Source organism: Microbacterium sp. Leaf151, from assembly GCF_001424225.1.
GTDB lineage: Bacteria > Actinomycetota > Actinomycetes > Actinomycetales > Microbacteriaceae > Microbacterium.
This window is the reverse complement of the sequence record NZ_LMOR01000004.1, coordinates 479,784-495,078: the sequence shown is the minus strand read 5'-3', so window position 1 is coordinate 495,078 and position 15,295 is coordinate 479,784. Positions and strand designations below refer to the sequence as shown.

Below are 15,295 nucleotides of genomic sequence, written 5' to 3'. Positions count from 1 at the left end.
GCCGCGCCGGAACCGACGACGGCGCCGCACTCCCGAGGGAGCGCGGCGCCGGACGAACGAGTGAGACGTCAGTTGATCAGCAGCAGCTGGTGACCGGCCGAGACCGTGGTGCCGGCGGTGGCGTCGATGCCGGCGATCGTGCCGTCTTTGTGCGCCTGGATCGGCTGCTCCATCTTCATCGCCTCGAGCACGACCACGAGGTCGCCCTTGACGACCTGCTGGCCCTCTTCGACGGCGACCTTGACGATCGTGGCCTGCATGGGCGACTTCACCGCGTCTCCGGTGGCACCGGCCGCGGGCGAGGCCGCGTGCGAGCGGCGCGACGGGGGAGCGGCGACCGGGCGGCCGACCGCGGGAGCCGCGGCCGTGATGCGATCGGGCAGGCTGACCTCGAGGCGCTTGCCGCCGACCTCGACGACCACCGTGTGACGTCCGGGGACCGCCGCGGGGGCCTCGGGCTCGCCGTCCCACGCGGGGATGTCGTTGACGAACTCCGTCTCGATCCAGCGCGTGAAGACGCCGAAGTCGCCGTCCTCGGCGGTGAAGGCGGGGTCGCGCACGACTTTCCGGTGGAAGGGGAGCACGGTCGGCATGCCCGACACCTCGAACTCGTCGAGCGCTCGGCGCGAGCGCTCGAGCGCCTCGGCGCGGTCGCGGCCGGTGACGATGATCTTGGCCAGCAGCGAGTCGAACGCGCCCGAGACGCTGTCGCCCGCGGTCACGCCGGAGTCGAGGCGGATGCCGGGACCGCCGAACGTCTTGAAGACGTGGATGGGTCCGGGCTGGGGCAGGAAGCCTCGGCCCGGGTCCTCGCCGTTGATGCGGAACTCGATCGAGTGGCCCACGGGGGCGGGGTCGTCGTACCCGAGCTCTTCGCCCTCGGCGAGACGGAACTGCTCGCGCACCAGGTCGAGGCCGGTCACCTCTTCGGAGACGGGGTGCTCTACCTGCAGGCGCGTGTTCACTTCGAGGAACGAGATGGTGCCGTCGGCGCCGATGAGGAACTCGCAGGTGCCCGCACCGACGTAGCCGACCTCCTTGAGGATGGCCTTGGATGCCGAGTACAGCACCGCGTTCTGCTCGTCGCTGAGGAAGGGCGCCGGCGCCTCTTCGACCAGCTTCTGGTGGCGGCGCTGCAGCGAGCAGTCGCGGGTCGAGACGACGACGACGTTGCCCGCGGCATCCGCGAGGCACTGCGTCTCGACGTGGCGGGGCTTGTCGAGGTACTTCTCGACGAAGCACTCGCCGCGGCCGAAGGCGGCCACGGCCTCGCGTGTGGCGGACTCGAACATCTCGGCGACCTCACCGAGTTCGCGGGCGACCTTGAGGCCTCGTCCGCCGCCGCCGTACGCGGCCTTGATGGCGATGGGGAGGCCCACCTGCTCGGCGAAGGCGATGACCTCGTCGGCGCCGGACACGGGGCCGGGAGTGCCGGGGGCGAGCGGTGCCCCGACCTTCTCGGCGACGTGGCGGGCGGTGACCTTGTCGCCGAGGGCCTCGATGGCATCGGGCGAGGGGCCGATCCACACCAGCCCCGCGGCGATCACGGCACGGGCGAAGTCGGCGTTCTCGGCGAGGAAGCCGTAGCCGGGGTGCACCGCGTCGGCGCCGGCGCGGCGGGCGACCGAGAGGATCTTCTCAATGGAGAGGTAGGTGTCGGCGCTGGTGGTGCCGTCGAGGGCGTACGCCTCGTCGGCCAGGCGCGTGTGAAGCGCGTCGCGGTCCTGATCGGCGTAGACGGCGACGGAGGCCTTACCCGAGTCACGGGCGGCGCGGATGACACGGACGGCGATCTCGCCGCGGTTGGCGACAAGGACCTTGGCGATCTTCGGCATCCTCCCAGCCTATCGAGGGGCCACCCCCGCCTTTTGACCCCTCTCGACAAGAAACGTCGAAAAACGTGTGCGGGAGTCTACGAACGATTCCACAGGGCGGTCCACGAGCCCCCGAGCTCGCGTACGAGCCGGCGCACGGTCGACAGCGACATCCCGACCACCGTGGACGGGTCGCCCTCGACGCGTTCGATGAACGCCCCGCCGAGGCTGTCGACGGTGAAAGCACCCGCCACGAGCAGCGGTTCACCGCTCGCGACGTACGCGGCGATCTCGTCGTCGTCCACGTCGGCGGCGAAGGTCACCGATGCCTCGGCGACCGCGTGCGCTTCGGTGGGCTCCGCGCCGGGGGAGAGGCGGAACACGCTGTGACCCGAGTGAAGGATGCCGGTGCGCCCGCGCATGTGCCGCCACCGCTCGGTGGCAGCCTCGGACGTATACGGCTTGCCGAGGATCTCGTCGCCGAGCTCGAACATCGAATCGCCCCCGATGACGAAGCCGTCGAATGCGGGGTCCTCGGCGTTCAGGCGCCGGGCCACGTCTTCGGCCTTGCGCCTGGCGAGCAGCAGCACGTGCTCGGCCGCGGGGAGTCGCCGTCCCTCGGCCGCTTGGACCTCGGCGATCACGGCCTCCTCGTCGACCTGCGGGGCACGCGATTCGGGCTCGATGCCCGCCTGCCGCAGCAGCATGAGACGAGCGGGAGAAGTGGATGCCAAGCACACGCGCATGCCACAAAGCTACCCACGCCGCGGGTTGGGGGGCGCACGGGGGACGCGCGTCTGCGGCCGAGCCTGTCGAGGCCCCGGCGTCGACACGGCGTCGGATCAGACGACGGACTCGGGGTCCTCGGTATCCGCCCCGGCCGTCTCCCGGCCGGATGTGTCAGGCTCGGGGGATGCACGACGGCGACCTCATCGAACTCGACATCACCGGCATCGCCCACGGCGGTGTCTTCGTCGGGCGCCACGAGGGACGCGTGGTGTTCGTGCCCGACACCCTGCCGGGGGAGCGCATCCGCGCCCGGTTGACCGACACCCGCAAGAAGGCGTTCTGGCGCGCCGACGCCGTCGAGGTGCTCCAGGCAGCGCCCGAGCGGCGACCGCACGTCTGGGCCGCCGCGGGCATCGACGTCGACCCCGGTCAGCGCGTCGGCGGGGCCGAGTTCGGCCACATCGACCTCGCCCACCAGCGGGTGCTGAAGGAGCGGGTCGTCCGCGAGGCGATCGAGCGGGTGGGCCGACTGGAGCTGCCGGTCGACGTGGGTGCCGCGGGCACCCCCGAGCAGGGCGAATCCGTCGACGGCACCGGTTGGCGCACCCGCGTCAGCCTGCACGTCGACGCCGACGGTCGCATCGGCGCGTACGCCGCCCGCACGCACCACGTCGTCGAGACGCCCGACCTGCCCCTGGCGACCGACGCCGTCGCGCGAGCCGCCGCCGAGCTGGGCTCCGGCGCGCAACCCGGTCGCATCGACCTCGTGCAACCGGGCGACGGACGCGTGCGCGTGCTGCCGCGCCCGGACGGATCGCGCCCGAGCGGAACGCCCGAGGTCGTGGAGGAACGTGTCGGCGATCGGGTGTTCCGCGTCGATGCGGGCGGGTTCTGGCAGGTGCATCGGCTCGCCGCGCGCACGTTGACCTCCGTCGTATCGAGCGAGCTCACGGCATCCATCGGCGGACTCGACCCCGAGGCCACGCATCTCGACCTCTACGGTGGGGTCGGCCTGTTCGCTGCGACCCTCGGTGAACTGGGTGGGACAGGTACGCGGGTGGTCAGCGTGGAGTCCGATCCCCGAGCGACCGAGCACGCCGGCGAGAACCTCGTCGAGTGGGTCGGTGCCCGTGCCGAGACCGCGCGCGTCGACCGCTACATCGGGCGCCTGGCGGCCGATGCGTCCGATCGCGAGCGCGAACGGCTGGCCCGTGGCGTCATCCTGCTCGATCCGCCCCGCGCCGGGGCCGGAGCCCAGGTCGTCGAGGGTATCGCTGCACTGTCGCCGTCGGCTGTGGTGTACGTCGCCTGCGACCCCGTCGCCCTCGCGCGCGACCTCGCCACCTTCGCCGGGCTCGGATATCGTGCGCACGACGGCATCCGCGGGATCGATCTGTTCCCGAACTCGCACCACGTCGAGGCCGTCGCGGTCCTGCGTCGCTGAGCCCCGATGCCTGAGTCTTTCCGCATCGGCGAGGGCGGCGTGGATACGATGTGAAGATGACCAAAGTCGCTCTCATCGATGACCACGAGTCGGTTCGGCTCGGGCTGGAGGCGGCCCTCGCGCGCACCGCGTCGACCGAGGTCGTCTTCTCGGGTGCCAACGTCGCCGCCTACCTCACCTGGCGACACGCGGCCGTGGTGTCACCGGCCGATGTCGTCGTTCTCGATCTGACCCTCGGTGACGGCACGACCGTGTCGGAGAACGTCGACCGCGTCGTCCGTGACGGGTCGAGCGTCATCATCCACAGCGTCGCCGACCGCCCGGCGGCCGTGCGCGAAGCGCTCGCCGCGGGGGCCGCGGGCATCGTCAGCAAGTCGTCGCCGACGCACGAGGTGCTCGGCGCCATCGTCGCCGTCGCCCGCGGTGAGCTCATCGACAACGTCGAGTGGGCCAGCGCCGTGGAGGGCGATCGCGAGTTCGCCGATGCCCAGCTCTCGGCCCGCGAGCGCGAGGTGCTGCGACTGTACGCCGCGGGTCTTCCGCTGAAGGCCGTGGCCGAGCGGCTCGGCGTGGCCTACTCCACCGCCAAAGAGAACATCACCCGGGTGAGGGTGAAATACGTCGAGGTGGGAAGGCCCGCCCCCACGAAGGTCGACCTGCTTCGACGCGCGATGGAAGACGGCATCCTGCACGACGCTCCCGACGGCGCCGCGCCGCATGGCTGAGATACGCAGGTCGGTTCTCGACGAGGCGTGGGGGCGCATCCCCCACACGCGCGAGACGCAGGCCGATCAGGGCTCGTTCACACAGGCGCGCATCGAGCGGGTCATCACGCTGATCGTCGGATCCGGGTCGCTCGTTCTCGGGGCGCAGGCACTGGCTGCGGCCCTGGGGTCGCCCGATGAGGCGGCCGACTGGCACGTGCCGCTCGTCGTCGCCGTCTTCGTGCCACTAACGGCGATGATCCTGGCGTGTCTTCTCGGCCGGTTCACGAGGGTCTTCGCGGGAATCTTCGCGGTCGTGTTCGTCGTGGTCCTCGCGGTCTGGCCGTGGGCGACGGCTGGCGGGCCCGCCCCGGCGCCCACCCAGGATCCGTGGGTGTTCTTCCTCGTGAACGTGGCGACCGTCGCCAGCATCGTCGCGTTCCCGATCGGCCTTCAGGTCGCGTGGACGGTCGCGACTCCCGTCCTTTACGGTGTCGTCCGGCTGCTGCAGGCGGGGGACGATGCGGATTTCGTCGTGCCGGTGGCGCTCGACGCCTCTTTCGCGCTCATCCTCGGCAGCGTCCTGCTCACGCTCGGCTGGATGTACCGTTCCGTCGCCGCGAACGTCGACCAGGCGCGCGCGGCCGCCGTCTCCAGCTACGCCTCCGCCGCGGCGACAGCGGCGACGGAGTCCGAGCGGGTGGCGGTGGCCGCCCTCATGCACGACAGCGTGCTGGGCGCGCTGCTCGCGGCCGAACGTGCGTCGACCCCCCGCGAGCGCACGCTCGCCGTCAGCATGGCGCGCGAGGCGCTCACCCGTCTGGCCAACGCCGAGAAGGACGCCCTGGAGGGAAGCGACGAGCCCGTCCCCGCCTCGCGCCTCGCCGACGACATCGAGGCGGCCGCCCGCGAGCTGGGGGTGCAGCTGAGCGTCATCCGTCAGCTCGACGACGACACCCCGCGCGTGCCCGGACGCGTGGCGCGCGCGCTCGTGCTCGCCGCGCTCCAGGCCGTCGCCAACGCCGTCCAGCACGCCGACGCGCAGGGCCTGACGGTGCAGGTGACCGGCTCGGCATCGCCGGGCGGGGTGGTTCTACGCGTGCGCGACACCGGACCGGGTTTCGACGTCACCTCGGTCGCGCCCGACCGCCTCGGCATCCGCGGGTCGATCCACGCCCGCCTCGCCGCGGTGGGTGGGCGCAGCGACATCGACTCGCACGCGGGAGGCACCACGGTGACCCTCGAATGGGAGAGCGGGGACCGCTGGTGACCGTCCGCGCCATCCTGTCGTGCCTCGGCGTCGCCCTCACCGCGTATCTCGCCGCCCGTGGGCTCATCTGGACCTCCCCCGAGACGGTGGTGCGCGGCTGGCTGATCGTCGCCGCCCTCGTGGTCTATCTGCCGGTGACGCTGTTGTGGATCTTCGCCCTCGGTGTCCGTGACCGCCCGAGGTCGGCTCCGGCCGCAGCCCCCCCGCGCGCGCCGGCGTGGCAGGTCGGGCTGGCACTGGTCGTCGCGGTCTTCGTCTCGAACGCGACGTTCCTCGCCGTCACCGAGGAAGGGCGCACCGAGCCCTTCGTGACGTGGGTCATCGGAGCGATCGGTGCTCTGATGATGATCGTCATGGCGCGCCGACGGCCCGTCGCCGCCTGGACCGGCATCGCTGTGCTCACGCTGTCGACATCGGTGTGGCTCGGACCCCTGCAGGCGATGAGTCTCGGCCTCATCGGTTCGATCGTGTGGGTGGCCGCGGCGCAGTTGGTGGTCTTCGCACTGGATCGGGCGGCGAGGGATGCCGAGCGCCTCGCCGAACTCCAGCAGGCGGCCTCCGCGTGGCAGGCGTCGCAGAGCGGGCGGCAGCGCGAGCGTCGCCTGCACGTGCAGAGGGCTCTGCAGACGGCGGGCCCGATCCTGTCGCGCACCATCGAGACCGGCGGCAATCTGCGTCCCTCCGACAAGGAGGCGGCGCGCCGAGCCGAGGCCCGGCTGCGCGACGAGCTGCGCGGCAATCGTCTGCTCGACGACGAGGTGCGCGCTGAGATCGACGCCGCGCGGTGCCGCGGCGCGGCCATCAGCCTGTTCGACGAGGGCGGTCTGGACGGCCTCGGTGCGCGCGAGCTCGCCGAGGTCCGGCGGGAACTTGCCAGCATCCTGCGTGAGTCGGTGTCCGAGCGCGTGATCATCCGCACGTCTCCCGACGAGCAGATCGTGGTCACCGTCGTGGGGCGCTCCCGCGGCGACGCCGCGACCGACGACGACGACAACGTCGATCTCTGGCGCGAGATCAGCCGTCCGCGCTGACCCGCGGCGATGGCCGCGGCCGTGCCTGCCACCCGCGGCGGTGGCCGTGCCTGCCCCCCGCGACCGCGGCCGTGCCTGCCACCCGCGGCGGTGGCCGTGCCTGCCACCCGCGACCGCGGCCGTGCCTGCCACCCGCAACCCTGGCCGTGCCGACCCGCGACCGCAGCCGTGCCTACCACCCGCGGCGATGGCCGCGGCCGTGCCTGCCACCCGCGCCGTGCCTGCAACCCGCACCCGCGGCCATACCCGCGGCCCTGCCTGTCGGCCCACCCGGCTCACGCCTCGAAGAAGATGAGGGGTGAGGGGCGGCGATACGCCGGCCCCTCACCCCTGGCGAACGGCTACCCGAAAACCGCCCGCAAGGCCGGATCCGGCTCGAAGAGCGGACCGACCGAACGCATGATGCGTTCCAGCTCCTCCAGTATTCGCGTCGCGCGTCCCGTCGTCTGTAGGTATTTCGGGGGACACGATGCGGGGGCCTCAGCCGGTGAAGCCGTTCCAGCCCGCCGCACGGTTCAGCGGCTCCCGCAGACCGCGGGCGTGGAGTTCCCACCGCGAACGGACGACGTCGTCGGTGACGGTCGCGCTCGCGGCCTCGCGGGCGTACTCCTCGCTGACCACGACGATCGCGGCGGCCAGCTCCTCTTCGGTGGGCGCGCCGCGCACCACTTCCACCACGACCGGCGCGTTCTCCCGGGCGTCATCGGCGACGGTCACAGCGGGATGTTCCCGTGCTTCTTGGCGGGCATGCTCGCGCGCTTGTTGCGCAAAGCCCGCAGGGCCTTCGCGATCGACACCCGCGTCTGCGCCGGCTCGATGATCCCGTCGAGTTCGCCGCGCTCGGCCGCCAGGAACGGGGATGCCACGTTGTACGTGTACTCGTTGGCGAGGCGCGTGCGCACGGCCGCGACGTCTTCGCCGGCCTCTTCGGCGCGCTTGATCTCGCCACGGTAGAGGATGTTCACCGCACCCTGACCGCCCATGACGGCGATCTCGGCGGTGGGCCAGGCGAGGTTGATGTCTGCGCCGAGCTGCTTGGAGCCCATGACGATGTACGCCCCGCCGTAGGCCTTCCGAAGGATCACGGTGACCAGGGGCACGGTGGCCTCGGCGTACGCGTAGAGCAGCTTCGCCCCGCGGCGGATGACGCCGGTCCACTCCTGGTCGGTGCCCGGCAGGTAGCCGGGCACGTCGACGAGGGTGACGATGGGGATCGAGAACGCGTCGCAGAACCGCACGAAGCGGCTGGCCTTCTCGCCCGCGTCGATGTTGAGCGTTCCGGCCATCTGCGAGGGCTGGTTGGCGATGACGCCGACGGTGCGCCCCTCGATGCGGCCGAAGCCGATCACGATGTTCGGCGCGAAGAGCGGCTGCACCTCGAGGAACTCCCCGGCATCCACGATCCCGTCGATGACGGTGTGGATGTCGTAGGGCTGGTTCGGGGAGTCCGGGATGACGGTGTTCAGCGAACGGTCCGCGTCGGTCGTCTCGAACTCGAAGGGGGTGTCGTAGACGGGGATCTCGGCGAGGTTGTTGTCGGGAAGGTACCCGATGAGTCCGCGCGCGTAGTCGATCGCGTCGTCCTCGTCGTCGGCGAGGTAGTGCGCCACGCCCGAGCGGGTGTTGTGCGTGTGCGCGCCGCCGAGCTCTTCCATGCCGACGTCCTCGCCGGTGACGGTCTTGATCACGTCGGGACCGGTGACGAACATCTGACTGGTCTTGTCGACCATGATGACGAAGTCGGTCAGGGCGGGGGAGTACACCGCACCACCCGCGGCCGGGCCCATGATGATCGAGATCTGCGGGATGACGCCCGATGCGGCGGTGTTCAGACGGAAGATCTCGCCGTACTTGCCGAGGGCGACCACGCCCTCCTGGATGCGCGCGCCACCGGAGTCGAGGATGCCGATGATCGGGATGCCACTGCGCAGCGCCAGCTCCATCACCTTGATGATCTTGTCGCCGGCGACCTCGCCGAGCGAGCCGCCGAAGGTCGAGAAGTCCTGCGCGTACACCGCGACGGTGCGGCCGTGGATGGTGCCGGTGCCCGTGACGACGGAGTCGCCGTAGGGGCGCGACTTGTCCATGCCGAAAGCCGTGGTGCGATGGCGCACGTACTCGTCGAGTTCGACGAACGAGCCCGGGTCGACCAGCATCTCGAGCCGCTCACGGGCGGTGAGCTTGCCCTTCGCGTGCTGCTTGGTGCGGGCGGCGGTTTCGGCGTCGACGACCGCCTCCTGGAACCTGTTGCGCAGGTCCGCGATCTTGCCGGCGGTCGTGTAGAGATCGGGCTGGTCGGTCACCCTTCCCACCCTAGCGACCGCGCCGTCACCCACGTTGGAGGGTGCCCACAAGTCAAAGCTGCAGAGGCTGTGGCATCCGGCCAGCGTCACCGGTATGCGTTGGAGACGATCCGGGCAAGTGGATGCCACGGCCCCCGACCGTTCCTTAGGGTGTGGACATGCCGATCCCCGCCGCCGGATACCCGCGCACCGCCGCCCACAGCCCCCGTGTCCAGGTGGTCGAGACCACCGACTCCACCAACGCCGACGTCGTCGCGGCGGTCGTCACCGACCCCGCCGGGTGGCCGCACCTCTCGCTGCTGGTCACCGACGACCAGCGCGCCGGCCGCGGACGCCTCGACCGCACGTGGACCGCCCCGGCCGGTACGGCGCTCGCCGTCTCGGTCGTCGTCGACGCCGCGATGATCCCGCCCGCCCAGCGCGGGTGGATCCCGCTCGCCGCGGGCGCCGCGATGACCCGCGCGGTGCGGCACCAGCTGACCGGCCACGGCGCGACGGCGGAGCTGAAGTGGCCGAACGACGTGCTCGTCGACGGCGGCAAGATCTGCGGCATCCTCGCCGAGGTCGTGCCCGGCGACGTGGACATCGTGGTGGTGGGGGCGGGGGTGAACACCCGCATGAGCCGCGCCGACCTGCCGGTGACCACGGCGACGTCGTTCGCCGCGATCGGTGTCGAGTGCGACGACGACCGTCTGCTCGCCGACTTCGTCGACGACTTCGGCAAGACCCTCGCCCGCCTGGCCCACGACGACGTGGAGCGCGTGCACCGCGAGATCGAGAAGCTCTGCGCCACCGTCGGCCGCGAGGTCTCGGTGTCGCTTCCCGACGGGTCGACGCTGCAGGGCACGGCCGCCCGACTCGATGCCGACGGCCGCCTCGTGGTGGGGGTGGGCACGATCGAGACGGTGGTGTCGGCCGGAGACGTGGTGCACGTGCGCTGAGGCGCCGCACCTCGACCTCCGCGTGGCACCGGGCCCCGGCCCGCATCACGCCGCACAATGGAGGCGTGAGTCAGCCCTCGACCCCGCTCGGACGCCCGCGCATGCCGGCGCCGGGAGCGGCCGCGCCGGAGCTGCGCATCGCGCGGCTGCGGTCGCACGCGCGGCGCCTGTTCTGGTCGGCGCTCGTGCTGATCGGTGCGGCGGGGGCGACGGCCTACTTCTACGACAACCTCCCGGCCCCGTACGAGAACTGGATGCTGCTGACGACGGCGGGCGTGCTCGTGCTGCTGCTCGTCGTGGTCCCCTTCTTCCTCTGGCTGTCGCGCACGTGGACGATCACCACGAGGCGCGTGATTGAGCGCTCGGGGCCCTTCGGCGCGAATCGCCGTGAGATCTCGCACGTGCGCGGCTACGCGATCCAGTTGCGTCGCGGCATCCTGCAGCGGATGTGGGGCGCGGGAACGCTGACGCTGTCCAACGGCGTGGAGCCGGCGCTGCGACTGAAGAACGTTCCGAACGCGGTCCTCGTGCACGAGACCCTCGTCGACCAGGTCGAGGTGAACCAGATCCTGGCCCACCGCGACTCGCAGACCTTCGGCTCGGGGTCCGTCGGCCCCTGACCCACGGGTCGCGGTCCCTTCGCCGGCCGCAGGGGTGCGCGCCGGGGGGCTCGGGCGGACATGGCTCAGCCCGTCGACGCCGCCGGGGCTCACGGCATCCGGAGACCCGGCTCGCGTGCCCGAGGGAGGCCCGACAGAATGGATGCCGACGGAAGGAGCGGCATGGCGCTGCGAGTCGGAGTGGTCGGTGGCGGACAGCTGGCGCGGATGATGATCGCGCCCGCCGTCGAGTTGGGCATCGAGATCCGCGTCCTCGCGGAAGACGAGGGGATGTCGGCAGCGCTCGCCGCCACCGCCGTCGGCGACTACCGCGATGCCGACACCGTGGTGGCCTTCGCCCGTGACGTCGACGTGATCACCTTCGACCACGAGCACGTGCCGCAGGACGTGCTGACCGCCCTCGTCGACGCGGGCGTCGCCGTGCATCCCGGTCCTGCCCCCCTCGGGGTCGCACAGGACAAGCTCGTCATGCGTGCGCGGATGGCCGAGCTCGGCCTGCCGCAACCCGACTGGGCGGCCGTGACCGACGCCGCCGAGCTGCAGGACTTCCTCGCGGCCCACGGCGGTCGCGCCGTGGTGAAGACCCCGCGCGGCGGCTACGACGGCAAGGGCGTGCGCGTCGTGTCGGCGGCGACCGAGGCCGACGACTGGTTCGCCGCCCTCGCCGAAGACGCGGGTGGCGGGGCGCTGCTGGCGGAGGAGCTCGTCGACTTCAGCCGTGAGCTCGCGCAGCAGGTGGCGCGCCGCCCGTCGGGAGACGTGCGGGCTTACCCGGTGGTCGAGACCGTGCAGCGCGGGGGAGTGTGCGCCGAGGTCATCGCCCCGGCTCCGCGCGCCGACGAGCGCGTGCAACGCGTCGCCGCCGAGATCGGGGTGGCCGTGGCAGAAGGACTCGGTGTCACCGGCATGCTCGCGGTGGAGCTGTTCGAGACGACCGACCAGCGCATCCTCATCAACGAGCTCGCCATGCGTCCGCACAACAGCGGTCATTGGACGCAGGACGGGGCCGTCACCAGCCAGTTCGAGCAGCACCTGCGCGCCGTCCTCGACCTACCCCTCGGCTCGACGGATGCCGTCGCCCCGTGGGCGGTCATGATCAACGTGCTGGGCGGTCCCGCCGAGGGCGGTCTCGAGGAGCGATTCGCCGGGGCGATGGCCGCTCACCCGTCGGCCAAGGTCCACACCTACGGCAAGGCGCCGCGTCCCGGGCGCAAGGTGGGGCACGTCAACGTCGTCGGCGACGATCTCGACCAGATCGTCTACGAGGCGCGGGGCGCGGCTTCGTTCTTCGACTGATCGTGTCGCGTGCCGTTCCGCGATCTTCCAGCGAGCGCGCCTAGCCTGGACCGGTGACCCGGCCGCTGCATTCTTCCGAGACGCCCGTGGTCGGCGTCGTCATGGGCTCCGACTCCGATTGGCGCGTGATGAGCGACGCCTCCCAGGTGCTGACGGAGTTCGGCATCCCCCACGAGGTCGAGGTGGTCTCCGCACATCGCACCCCCGACAAGCTCGTGCGCTACGGCCGTGAAGCACGCGCCCGAGGGCTACGCGCGATCATCGCCGGCGCCGGCGGTGCCGCGCACCTGCCGGGCATGCTCGCATCCGTCACCGCCCTCCCGGTGATCGGCGTACCCGTCCAGCTGGCGACACTCGACGGTCTGGACTCGCTGTTGAGCATCGTGCAGATGCCCGCCGGCATCCCGGTCGCCACGGTCTCGATCAACGGCGCGAAGAACGCGGGGCTCCTCGCCGCTCGCATCCTGGGCAGCGCCGACCCCGAGCTCGCCGACAGCGTGGAGGCGTACGCGAAAGACCTGGAGTCGCAGGTCGAGGAGAAGAACCGACGACTCAAGGACTCCCTGTGACGCTCACCGCCGCGCGGCCCGGCGCGCCGGCCCGAGCCATCGAGTCGCGGCCGCTGCGCAACCCCGACGCCGCCTCGTCCGAGGTCATGACGCGTCGCGGCTGGTGGCTCGTCGCGCTCAACTTCCTGATACCCGGGTCGGCGCAGGTGCTGGCCGGCAGTCGACGGCTCGGACGCATCGGCCTGGGTGCCACGTTGGCGATGTGGACCCTTCTCGCCCTCGGCGCCCTGGGGGCGCTGCTGTGGCCGACGGGGCTCTTCACGGTGGTGACCGGGTCGTTCTTCCCCGACTTCCTGTCGGCGCTCCGGCCACTCCCGTTGACGCTCGTGCAGATCGCGCTGTTCGCCTACATCGTGTTGTGGATCGTGCTCACCATCGACACGCTTCGGCTCGTGCGTCTGGTGCGCGTCGGGCCGCTGGCGAGGGTCGCCATGGCGATCGTGGCCGTGGGTCTGCTGGTGCTCTCCGGCTCCGGGGCCGCCTATGCCGCGCAGATCGCAGGGAGCACGCGCGACGCCCTGTCGTCGCTCTTCACCCAGTCGGGGCCGATCGTGCCGCCGTCCGACGGGTACTACAACATCCTCCTCCTCGGCGCTGACTCCGGTGAGGGACGCGATTCGATGCGTTTCGACAGCATCTCGGTCGTGTCGGTCAACGCCGACACCGGCGCGACGACCATCACCGGCATCCCGCGCGACATGCCCCACTTCCCGTTCGCGCCCGGGCCGATGCAAGACAGGTATCCCGACGGTCACCAGGGTTACGCCGATCCCACCTGCGGGTGGGGGAGCGGCGTCAATCAGCTCCGCACCGAGGTCGAGGTCTGCCAGGACGGCAACGCGCTCTACCCCGACGCCGAGGCGAATGGCTCCGAGCCGGGTATCGAGGCGACGAAGGATGCCGCGGAGGGCATCCTCGGCATCCAGATCCCGTACTACGTGCTCATCGACATGAAGGGCTTTGCCGACGTGATCGACGCCCTCGGCGGCGTGGACATCACGGTGCAGGAGCGTCTGCCCAAGGGCGGGCCCGCCTACGACGGGCAGCCCGTCGACGACTGGGCGTTCGGGTGGATCGAGCCCGGCGCGCAGAAGATGGACGGCGACACCGCCCAGTGGTACGCCCGGTCGCGCTACACCACGAGCGACTTCGACCGCATGCGCCGCCAGCGAGAGCTGCAGGAGGCGATCCTCGCCCAGTTCACGCCGCAGAACGTGCTGACGCGGTTCCAGCAGGTCGCCGAATCCAGCACGAACATCGTCCAGACCGACCTGCCCCAGGGCCTGATCGCCCCCACGCTCGTCGATCTCGCGCTGAAGGCGAAGGATCAGCCCATCAACACCCTCGAGCTCACCCCCGAGGGCGGCGTCGACGAGTACGACCCGGACTACGCCCAGGTGCAGCAGATGGTGCGCGACGCACTGCACCCGGCGACCGCCACCGAGGAGCCGGCACCGTGACCGTTACTCTCCAGGTCGTGCTCGACCAGCTCGTCTCGCCGACCTCGCCCGACCTCGCCGAAGCATCGGCGTCGCTCACCGAGGCCCTCATCGCCACAGCTCCCCGCGGGTGCGACGTCTCGGCGATCGTCCCCGCCCCGGGCATCCCCGAGGACGCCGCCGTGGCCGGGCTCAGTTCCGAGACGCGGCTGGCCGTGCGCCGCCGCGAGCTCGCGGCATCCTGGCAGCTCGGCGTCACCCCCGGCATCGGCAAGGGCCTGATCCACTCGCCGACGGCGCTCGCCCCGCTCGTGCGCCACGACCGCGTCAACGAGACGCATCAGATCGTGGTCACCCTGTGGGAGCTGCGGGCGTGGGAGACGCCCGAAGAGCTGCCGAGGGCCGAGATCCTCGCGTGCCGCGCCTTGCTCGCCCGCGTCACCAAGCACGCCGACGCGGTCATCGTGCCCACCCACGCGATGGCTGCGCGTCTGGCCGAGCTGGCCAAGAGCAAGCTGTCGAAGAAGGTACGCGTGATCGGGGGAGCGCCCGCCGCCGGGATGCGCGTGCCCTCGGACGCCGTGGGGCGTTTGCGCGCGCTCGACCTGCCGTCGTCGTTCGTCGCGCTCGCCGGCGGGTCGGCGGCATCCGACGCTCTCGCCGCGGCTTTCGCCGCGGTCGTCGCCGCGGGCTGGGACGGCGACGTGGTCGTTCTCGACGTGCCCGAGGGGGAGGAACCCGTCGTCGCCGACATCGCCGCCGCCGCCGGTCTCGCCGAGAGTCGCGTGCACAGCCGCGGCTCCCTCGACCGGTGGGATCGAGCCGCCGTGCTCTCCCACGCCGCGGCTTTCATCGCGGCGTGCGGGCGCACCGACTGGCCGTGGCGCGCGGTCGACGCCCTCGCCGTCGGGGTGCCGATCGTCGCGGTCGACACCCCCGTGCATAGGGAGGTCCTCGCGGATGCCGCAGCCTACGCCGAGCCTGCCGAACTCGGCGGGGCGCTGTCGCGTGCGCTCGGAGAGGATGCCGGGCGCCTGCGCGTGCTGGCCGGCGACCGTGCGAAGGGCTTCGCCTGGAACGCGGCGGCCGAGCGGGTGTGGGCGTTGCACGCGGAGCTGTGACGGATGCCCGCTGA

At 71.6% G+C, this 15,295-nt stretch carries 14 protein-coding genes; 10 read left to right on the top strand and 4 right to left on the bottom strand.

Going from position 1 to position 15,295, the window contains the following annotated elements; all coding sequences use genetic code 11:
* Positions 1–68: 68 nt before the first annotated feature.
* Positions 69–1,835, bottom strand: a complete 1,767-nt coding sequence (locus ASF76_RS13030) for an ATP-binding protein (protein WP_055958506.1) — start codon at positions 1,833–1,835, stop codon at positions 69–71.
* A 77-nt stretch (positions 1,836–1,912) separates the two neighbouring features.
* Positions 1,913–2,560, bottom strand: coding sequence for a Maf family protein (locus ASF76_RS13025; RefSeq protein ID WP_055958503.1), 648 nt, complete (start codon positions 2,558–2,560; stop codon positions 1,913–1,915).
* Positions 2,561–2,727: 167 nt separating this feature from the next.
* Here ASF76_RS13025 and ASF76_RS13020 point away from each other — a divergent pair, with 167 nt between their 5' ends.
* From ASF76_RS13020 to ASF76_RS13005, 4 genes are read left to right on the top strand one after another with little or no spacing between them, the layout of a single operon-like run.
* On the top strand, positions 2,728–3,987 hold the full coding sequence (locus ASF76_RS13020) for a class I SAM-dependent RNA methyltransferase (RefSeq protein ID WP_055958500.1): 1,260 nt from the start codon (positions 2,728–2,730) through the stop codon (positions 3,985–3,987).
* Between the two features lie 56 nt (positions 3,988–4,043).
* Positions 4,044–4,712: a response regulator transcription factor gene (locus ASF76_RS13015; RefSeq protein WP_055960109.1), complete on the top strand. Its 669-nt coding sequence runs from the start codon at positions 4,044–4,046 to the stop codon at positions 4,710–4,712.
* A complete protein-coding gene (locus ASF76_RS13010; RefSeq protein WP_200936135.1) occupies positions 4,705–5,961 on the top strand; it encodes a sensor histidine kinase in 1,257 nt (418 codons plus the stop codon). The genes ASF76_RS13015 and ASF76_RS13010 overlap by 8 nt, the downstream gene beginning before the upstream one ends.
* Positions 5,958–6,992 (top strand): hypothetical protein, encoded by a 1,035-nt coding sequence (locus tag ASF76_RS13005; protein WP_235561302.1) that lies wholly within the window; start codon positions 5,958–5,960, stop codon positions 6,990–6,992. The genes ASF76_RS13010 and ASF76_RS13005 overlap by 4 nt, the downstream gene beginning before the upstream one ends.
* 480 nt (positions 6,993–7,472) lie before the next feature.
* On the opposite strand, the gene ASF76_RS13000 is transcribed toward ASF76_RS13005, so the two are convergent.
* Both ASF76_RS13000 and ASF76_RS12995 read right to left on the bottom strand, forming a co-directional pair.
* A complete protein-coding gene (locus tag ASF76_RS13000; protein ID WP_055958494.1) occupies positions 7,473–7,709 on the bottom strand; it encodes an acyl-CoA carboxylase subunit epsilon in 237 nt (78 codons plus the stop codon).
* Positions 7,706–9,295, bottom strand: a complete 1,590-nt coding sequence (locus ASF76_RS12995; RefSeq protein ID WP_055958492.1) for an acyl-CoA carboxylase subunit beta — start codon at positions 9,293–9,295, stop codon at positions 7,706–7,708. The genes ASF76_RS13000 and ASF76_RS12995 overlap by 4 nt, the downstream gene beginning before the upstream one ends.
* A gap of 158 nt (positions 9,296–9,453) precedes the next feature.
* Here ASF76_RS12995 and ASF76_RS12990 point away from each other — a divergent pair, with 158 nt between their 5' ends.
* The 6 genes from ASF76_RS12990 (at position 9,454) to ASF76_RS12965 (ending at position 15,281) form a co-directional block, all read left to right on the top strand.
* Positions 9,454–10,236, top strand: a complete 783-nt coding sequence (locus tag ASF76_RS12990; protein ID WP_055960103.1) for a biotin--[acetyl-CoA-carboxylase] ligase — start codon at positions 9,454–9,456, stop codon at positions 10,234–10,236.
* Between the two features lie 65 nt (positions 10,237–10,301).
* Positions 10,302–10,856, top strand: coding sequence for a PH domain-containing protein (locus ASF76_RS12985; RefSeq protein ID WP_055958489.1), 555 nt, complete (start codon positions 10,302–10,304; stop codon positions 10,854–10,856).
* Between the two features lie 162 nt (positions 10,857–11,018).
* Complete coding sequence (locus ASF76_RS12980) at positions 11,019–12,152, top strand: 5-(carboxyamino)imidazole ribonucleotide synthase (RefSeq protein WP_055958487.1); 1,134 nt, start codon at positions 11,019–11,021, stop codon at positions 12,150–12,152.
* A 101-nt stretch (positions 12,153–12,253) separates the two neighbouring features.
* Positions 12,254–12,721, top strand: coding sequence for a 5-(carboxyamino)imidazole ribonucleotide mutase (gene purE / locus ASF76_RS12975; RefSeq protein WP_055960100.1), 468 nt, complete (start codon positions 12,254–12,256; stop codon positions 12,719–12,721).
* Entirely contained in the window at positions 12,718–14,181 is a 1,464-nt protein-coding gene (locus ASF76_RS12970; protein WP_055958483.1) for an LCP family protein, read from the top strand. The genes purE and ASF76_RS12970 overlap by 4 nt, the downstream gene beginning before the upstream one ends.
* Positions 14,178–15,281, top strand: coding sequence for a hypothetical protein (locus ASF76_RS12965; protein ID WP_055958481.1), 1,104 nt, complete (start codon positions 14,178–14,180; stop codon positions 15,279–15,281). Before ASF76_RS12970 ends, ASF76_RS12965 begins: the two co-directional genes overlap by 4 nt.
* Positions 15,282–15,295: the final 14 nt, after the last annotated feature.

Excerpts from the sequence above, each read along its gene's own strand:
- ASF76_RS13030 (WP_055958506.1), bottom strand. The coding sequence starts at position 1,835 with ATGCCGAAGATCGCCAAGGTCCTTGTCGCCAACCGCGGCGAGATCGCC.
- ASF76_RS13025 (WP_055958503.1), bottom strand. The coding sequence starts at position 2,560 with ATGCGCGTGTGCTTGGCATCCACTTCTCCCGCTCGTCTCATGCTGCTG.
- ASF76_RS13020 (WP_055958500.1), top strand. The coding sequence starts at position 2,728 with ATGCACGACGGCGACCTCATCGAACTCGACATCACCGGCATCGCCCAC.
- ASF76_RS13015 (WP_055960109.1), top strand. The coding sequence starts at position 4,044 with ATGACCAAAGTCGCTCTCATCGATGACCACGAGTCGGTTCGGCTCGGG.
- ASF76_RS13010 (WP_200936135.1), top strand. The coding sequence starts at position 4,705 with ATGGCTGAGATACGCAGGTCGGTTCTCGACGAGGCGTGGGGGCGCATC.
- ASF76_RS12990 (WP_055960103.1), top strand. The coding sequence starts at position 9,454 with ATGCCGATCCCCGCCGCCGGATACCCGCGCACCGCCGCCCACAGCCCC.
- ASF76_RS12980 (WP_055958487.1), top strand. The coding sequence starts at position 11,019 with ATGGCGCTGCGAGTCGGAGTGGTCGGTGGCGGACAGCTGGCGCGGATG.
- purE (WP_055960100.1), top strand. The coding sequence starts at position 12,254 with ATGGGCTCCGACTCCGATTGGCGCGTGATGAGCGACGCCTCCCAGGTG.